Genomic DNA, 6,948 nt, shown 5'->3' with positions numbered 1-6,948 from the left:
ATATTTTTTACATTAGTTAATATAGTTTGAATTATTCTCACCGACTTACTTAAAAGGGTGATTATAAACGGTGTCTATACAAAAAAACCCACGCAAGCGGGTTATCACAAGAGGCTGAATTGACTGAAACTTTAGCTTTTTGTTACTTCCAGCTTTTGGGTATTTTAAAGTTTTCCGGTAGGATTGTTGTGCGATCGCCAATTGCCTGTTCAATCTGCTGTAATTCCAGGTTTTCACATCCGCTCAAGTTTGCTCTAGAGAGGTTAGCTTCTTGGAAGTTAGCATCTTGCAGGTTAGCTGTACTGAGTAACACAGCTTCTAAGTTGGCTCCAGCAAGTTTTGCGTTTTGCAAGTTACTACCAATCAGGTTGGCATCTTGAAGGTTGCTATCCTCAAGGTTTGCTCCTTCCAAGTTGGCATCACAAAGGATTGCTCCTTCTAAGTTGGTACCACAAAGGATTGCTCCTTGTAATTTGGCATCACAAAGGATTGCCCCTTCCAAGTTGGCATCGTAAAGGACTGCCTTTGAGAGGTTCGCTTTTCTGAGGACTACGCCTTGGAGATTGGCTTCTGGGAGGATTGCTTTTTGCAGGCTGGCTTCATAGAAGATTGATCCGCAAAGATAGGTTATTGATAAGTCTGCCTCTGAGAGATTTGCTCGTGTAAAATTGACCCATTGCAAGTTAGCTCCTACGAGGATTGCCCTAGACAGGTTAGCTTCGGTTAAGTCTGCATTACTGAGGTCTGTATTGCGTAAATCTAGTTTCTGATTTACCGGATCTTTATGTGAATCACGTCGTCCAATGACAGTCAAAGCCGTTTGAATATCTGTAGGAAGTTTTGATAAGTTCTGTGACTCGTCCTCATATTTCTGATTTACTGGGGCATTCTCGCGGATAAACGCAGCGAGAATTTCCATAATTGTCCAATGGTCTTTGTGAGAATCTTTGGCAATTCGCTCTAAAGCATAAATTGCGGCAAACCGCGTTTCAATCTTTTCATTTCCCAACTGTTCAATCGCTTTAGAAAAACGTTCTGGAACAATTTCTTCTAAAGTTTCTTGGGTGTTCTTAATGCCAGTTACAATGTTGTTGTCCCAAGCTAGTGTCCTAGCAAGGAGTTTGATTAACACACTCTGATTTTCACCAAAAGAAAGCCTGTAAGTATAGTAAGCATTAATAATTAATGCTAATCCTCCAATAATTATAGCAATAGTTATTAATGCTTGATTAATATATTCTATTTTTTCTTGATTTGAAAATCCTTCAATGTTTTCAAAGAATGAAAAAATTAGAGTTAATGTGAAAATAAATATAATTGAGAGAAATACCAAGAAAGTCGTGAGTCCATTCGTCTTTATGAGAGATATGTTATAAGTCTTCATATCTGACTCCTTACGGAAGTAAATTTAGGTTGATTTTAAGAGGATCTGTAAGGTTATGATACAGTACAAACACGTAACTACTTGACAAATTCTTAAATTTATTCCATAGAAATCATCTATAAAATCTTTGATAACTTATTTTTCAAACATCCTCTGAACTGCGGTGGTTAGCGGTAGAGACATAACATGGTTGTCCATGAAGCGAAGCTATTCCACGCAATTGAAAGGCTTGTATTACCTGTGAAGTATAGTTTAAAATTTGTAACATTAACGAGGTTCATCTAATTACTCAGGTTGATCACAAACACCTAAGTAGATGGGACTAAATTAGAAATCGCCGTAAGCAATTCCTCTGGTGCTACAGGTTTAACGATGTACTGTTGAAATCCTGCTTTTAGTGCTTGCTGCTGATTGATTTCGCCTGCATAAGCAGTCAGAGCGATCGCTGGAATCTGTTTTTCCCCTATTTCTGCTTCTAGAGTCCGCACCTGTTGCATCAGCATATAGCCGTTCATCTCGGGCATCCCAATATCGCTGAGTAAGATATCTGGCTTTGACTGTGTTAGCGCAAGTAATGCTTCATCTCCTGATGCTGCTGTGGTGACGCTCGCTCCAAACTGTTCCAGCACAAAGCTGAAAAAGTCGCGGGTATCAGCATTGTCATCTACAATCAGGACTTGTAAACCCATGAGAGGAGAGGAAACAGGAACGGCTGTTGAGGAATCAGGATTCGTGTCATCCTTGATTGTTGCACCTTCCTTGAGTAGGGGTAACCTAACTGTGAAGATAGCTCCTTTGTCCTCGCCAAGACTTTCCGCCCAAACTGTTCCACCATGCATTTCGACTAAGTGACGAGCGATCGCTAAACCTAACCCTAGCCCACCAAACTTTCTAGTTGTTGTACTGTCAGCCTGACGGAAATAGTCAAATACATGAGGTACGAAGTCAGGGTGAATGCCCTTACCTGTATCGCTCACGGTAATCTGCACTTGAGCGTCGATGCACTCCAATTGCACATTTACTTTTCCCCCAGTCGCTGTAAATTTGACGGCATTCGATAAAATGTTCCAGAAGACTTGCTGTAAGCGGGTTGAATCACCCAAAACTTTCCCCTTCGGATCAAGCATCGTCTGAATCTGAATGGTTTTTGCCTCTGCTGCCAAACGCACTGTGTCCATTGCGGCTTCAATGGTGGATGCCAGATTGACTGGAATCATATTGAGATTTAGTTTGCCTTGAAGGATGCGAGAAACATCCAGCAAGTCTTCAATTAATTGAGCTTGTAATTTGGCATTACGTTCAATGGTTTCCAATGCTTTTTTGAGCGCTGTCTCATCAAATTTACGGCTCTGCAACAGTTTTGCCCAACCGAGAATTGGATTCAGGGGCGATCGCAATTCATGGGAAAGTACCGCCAAAAACTCATCTTTGATCCGGTTAGCAGCCTCTGCTTCCGCCCGGGCTGTTTGCTCAAGTTGCAAAAGGCGATCGCGTTCTGATTCGGTGCGCTTGCGATCGCTGATATCAGTTAGCATAGCGATCGCGCCTAAGAACTCATTTTGTTCATTCAAAATAGCTCTAGCAGAAATCAGTGTCCAAATGTACGAACCATTTTTGCAGCGCAATCGAGCTTCTTTAATATCACTCTCTTCTCGCTTCAGGCACTCCACTTTCTCTTGGGCTGCTACCCCATCTATCTGATCGATAAAATCAAACATAGAACGACCGAGCATTTCTTTCGCCGGATAGCCCAACATCTCACAGAGGCGCTGATTCACAAACTCTGTTCGTGATTCAGAGTCAATCATCCAGATTCCCTCATAAGAGGTATCAACAATTCTGCGATACTTGGCTTCACTCTTGAGTAAAGACTCTTCTGCTTGCTGGCGCTCCCGGCGCTCCTTAGCTCCCCGCAATGCCCGTTGCACTGAGGGAACTAACCGCCCTAATCGTTGCTTCAACACATAATCGGTTGCACCATTCTTCAAGGCTTCGATCGCTAATTCTTCACCCAGCGCGGCAGAAACAAAGATAAAAGGAACCTCAGGAGTGCGATTTCGGGCAATTTCTAAAGCAGAAATTCCATCAAAAGATGGCAGGGCATAATCGGCAAGAATTAGGTCGAAAGTCTCTGCTTCCAAAGCAGCTAGGAAATCAGCGCCAGTCTCGACTCTTACCAGTTCGCAATTAATTTCCCCCTCGGTTAACATCGCTTCGGTAAGCTCTGCATCTAACAGACTGTCTTCCAAAAGCAGGAAACGAAGCACATTCATCAGTTCCTCTCCTGTTGACGATGAGGTGCTGGAGGTAGAGCGCCAACAGGGGGCTGATTAATGACTGCCCAAAACAGTCCCACACCCTTGATAGCATTGGCAAACTCATGGTAATCAAGAGGCTTGACGACATAGGCATTAACACCTAACTCGTAGCATCGAACTAAGTCTGGCTCCTCACGGGAAGAAGTTAGCACTACGACTGGAATCACTCGCATTATTGGGTCAGATTTTAGTTCTGCCAGCACTTCTAATCCATCGATTTTAGGTAGTTTTAAATCGAGCAGCACCACAACCGGATGCCCTTCCATCCGCAACCGGAACAGCCCCCGGCGATAGAGATAATCTAGTGCTTCCTCTCCATCACGCAGTACCACTACTTCGTTGGCGAGATGATTTTCTGATAAGGCGGCCAATATTAATTCTGCATCGTTGGCACTGTCTTCAATCAGCAGAATTCGCTTGAGTTCTTTCATTCGCCCTCCTTCTTCGACAAGTTAGGTAGTGAGAAATAGAAGGTGGCTCCATTGTCAACTATAGCCTCTGCCCAGACTCGACCATTATGCCGATGAATAATGCGTTGCACGTTTGCCAATCCAACACCAGTGCCTTCAAATTTTGGGTCGCTATGCAGGCGTTGAAATACTCCGAATAGCTTGTGTACATATTGCATATTAAAGCCTACGCCGTTATCTTGTACAAAAAAGACAACTTCGTTTTCATTGTCAGTACTGCCAACAGTAATTTCTGCTGGGTTTCGAGTCTGGGAATATTTTACGGCATTGTCTATGAGGTTGCGAAGGACAAGCCGTAGCATGGAAGGATCGCCTTGCACTTCTGGCAGTGACTCTATGTGCCAATTGATTGTGCCTTTTCGGGTTTGGATTTGCAAATCACGTTTTATTTCTTCCACTAGTTGCTCCATATTGATGTTGATGTAGCGCATCTCGGTGCGCCCCATACGAGAAAATGTGAGCAACTCATCTATTAGTATTCCTGCCTGTTTGCTAGTTTCTGCAATTATTTTTAAATAACGCTGACTTACTTCATCTAATGTACTTGTTGAGCTATGCCGTTTCTGAAGCAATTCTATAAATCCGGCGATGTGGCGAAGCGGCGATCGCAAGTCGTGAGAGACTGAATAGGAGAAAGATTCGAGTTCCTTGTTGGCGGCTTCGAGTTGGGCTGTGCGCTCTTGAATCCGTTGCTCTAACATTTCGTTGAGTTGTTGCTGGGCGGCTTCGGCAACTTTGCGATCGTGAATGTCGCTGGCGATGCCCACCCACTTGATAATCTGTCCGGCTGCATCTCGAAAGGGCAAACCGCGCACAAGATGCCAACGATAGCTACCATCAGAAACTCGACGAAAGCGAATTTCTGTTTCGTAGTTTGTAGCATTAGCAACAGTCTGCATTGAAGTTTTCAAGACGCGATCACGGTCATCGGGGTGAATGAGATGAATCCAGCCATACCCAGCAGTCTGCTCCATTGTCAGTCCACTGTAGTCAAACCAGTATTGATTGCAATAGGTAATACCATCATTGCGATCGCCCATCCAAATAGCCTGCGGCGACACTTCTGTTAAAATTCGGTATCGCTCCTCGCTGTCACGTAGCGCTTCTTCTGCCAGATTGCGATCATGGATATCAACACAGGAGCCGATATAGCCGAGAAACTCCCCTGTTGTTGCAAACCGAGGCACACCAGTATCCAAAAGCCAGCAGTGTTCGCCATCAAAGCGTCTGAGGCGATATTCCATTGTAAATTTTTCTCGGGCATCAAAGGCATTGATGTATGTATCTAAGCAACGCTGAAAATCATCAGGATGTACACCTTCAGCCCACCCATTGCCCATCTCTTGCTCCAGAGTCCGTCCGGTAAAATCTAGCCAGAATTTATTAAAGTAGTTACAAAGTGTGTCAGTGCCGGACATCCACACCATTATGGGAGTGGTGTCTGCCATCTGGCGAAAGCGGGCTTCACTTTCACGCAACGCTGCTTCTGCCTGATTGCGATCGCGCAGCGCCGCTTGCTGTTCGCTCAAATTAAGAACAAAACCAATCATTGTCCTATCTCCCTGCTTGACAAAGCCAATTAAGACGGGAACTTGAGAGCCATCTTTGCCGATGTATTCTTGCTCAAAGGGCTTACAACTCCCAGCAATCCTAAGTTCTTCAATTGCTCGCTCACTCACCTCAATGTATTCGGGTGGAGTAATCTCGCCCCAGCGAATTCTACCAGAGCGCAAATCCTCGCGTGTATAATTGAGCATTTGTAGAAAGGCATCATTGGCTTCAATGATTAAGCCGTTCAGATCAGCCACAATTACCCCAATAATATTGGACTCTGTTAAGCGACCAAACCTTGCCTCGCTTTCGCGTAGTGACTTCAGACTTGCCTCAGCTTTCTGTTGGGCTGTGCGGCGTGATTCGTTAAGCGAACTGATTAACCCTGCTGCCAGTATGAACACAACCAGAGGTATTAATCTACTTAGATTTGTAATGTTATGCGGATCGAACGGCTTAAAAAAGAAGTAGTTGATTGCCAAAGTAGACAAAACGGTAGCAAGTAACCCCGGCCCCAAGCCACCGTACCAGGCACTCACCATCACCGCAGCAAAAAACAGCGCCGCAGGCGTTGGCGTCAGATATGGGTTGAGCAGCAGAGTTGCCCCCAGTGCTAAGGCAACGGATAGCAAAGCAACAGCATAGTGCAGTAATTGCTCTCTACTGCCAGCAAAAATTTTTTTAGGTTCCGATGCCCCCACTTTATGAGCCATAACCCTACTCTGCTTCTGGAAAATACTTGATTAGCAGCCTTTTGTCGGGTTCACGCATCTGCCGTAACATTTCTTTTATTCGTTTTAGCGCTATCCGTGAAAGCACTGTATGTCTATTTTTTCAACGATTGACTGTTTTGAATCAAACTTTTAATTTAGCAGCAACCTATTTCTGAGAAAAATTCAGTTGCTACCGAAGCTCTTGAATTAAATTTAAAATCTCCAACCGCTTTTTGACAGACATCTCCTTTTTCTATCCCTATAGCAATGACTAGGATAGGACAGGTGTCTTATTGTTTATCTCCTGCTGAGGGAATATTTCTCAGGTTATACCAGTAAGCTGGGTTGTGCTTTCACTCCAGCTAATCTCTATTTTAAAAAAGCTCACGTTTGAGGTTCAAAGGCTCAACGTTGGAGTTAAAAGGCTCAACGTTGGAGTTAAAAGGCTCAACGTTGTAGTTAAAAGGCTCAACGTTGGAGTTAAAAGGCTCAACGTTGGAGTTAAAAGGCTC

Annotated in this window: 4 protein-coding genes; all 4 read right to left on the bottom strand. The window is 44.1% G+C overall.

Translation table 11 applies throughout. The features are described from left to right. Positions 1 to 142 precede the first annotated feature (142 nt). The 4 genes from ACFFAP_RS28975 to ACFFAP_RS28960 all read right to left on the bottom strand — a co-directional run bounded on the left by ACFFAP_RS28975 (position 143) and on the right by ACFFAP_RS28960 (position 6,436). Positions 143 to 1,384, bottom strand: a complete 1,242-nt coding sequence (locus ACFFAP_RS28975; protein ID WP_375514469.1) for a pentapeptide repeat-containing protein — start codon at positions 1,382 to 1,384, stop codon at positions 143 to 145. Between the two features lie 308 nt (positions 1,385 to 1,692). Beyond that, entirely contained in the window at positions 1,693 to 3,657 is a 1,965-nt protein-coding gene (locus ACFFAP_RS28970; RefSeq protein WP_375514468.1) for a response regulator, read from the bottom strand. Next, the gene (locus tag ACFFAP_RS28965) at positions 3,657 to 4,133 is read right to left on the bottom strand and encodes a response regulator (RefSeq protein WP_375514467.1); all 477 of its coding nucleotides are present in this window, start codon (positions 4,131 to 4,133) and stop codon (positions 3,657 to 3,659) included. Before ACFFAP_RS28965 ends, ACFFAP_RS28970 begins: the two co-directional genes overlap by 1 nt. Continuing rightward, positions 4,130 to 6,436 carry a PAS domain S-box protein gene (locus tag ACFFAP_RS28960; protein WP_375514466.1) on the bottom strand — a complete coding sequence of 769 codons (2,307 nt, stop codon included), beginning with the start codon at positions 6,434 to 6,436 and terminating at the stop codon, positions 4,130 to 4,132. Before ACFFAP_RS28960 ends, ACFFAP_RS28965 begins: the two co-directional genes overlap by 4 nt. Positions 6,437 to 6,948 lie beyond the last annotated feature (512 nt).

Source organism: uncultured Nostoc sp. (assembly GCF_964245575.1).
In the GTDB taxonomy this organism is placed as follows: domain Bacteria; phylum Cyanobacteriota; class Cyanobacteriia; order Cyanobacteriales; family Nostocaceae; genus Nostoc.
This window is presented reverse-complemented; position numbering and strand designations above follow the sequence as displayed.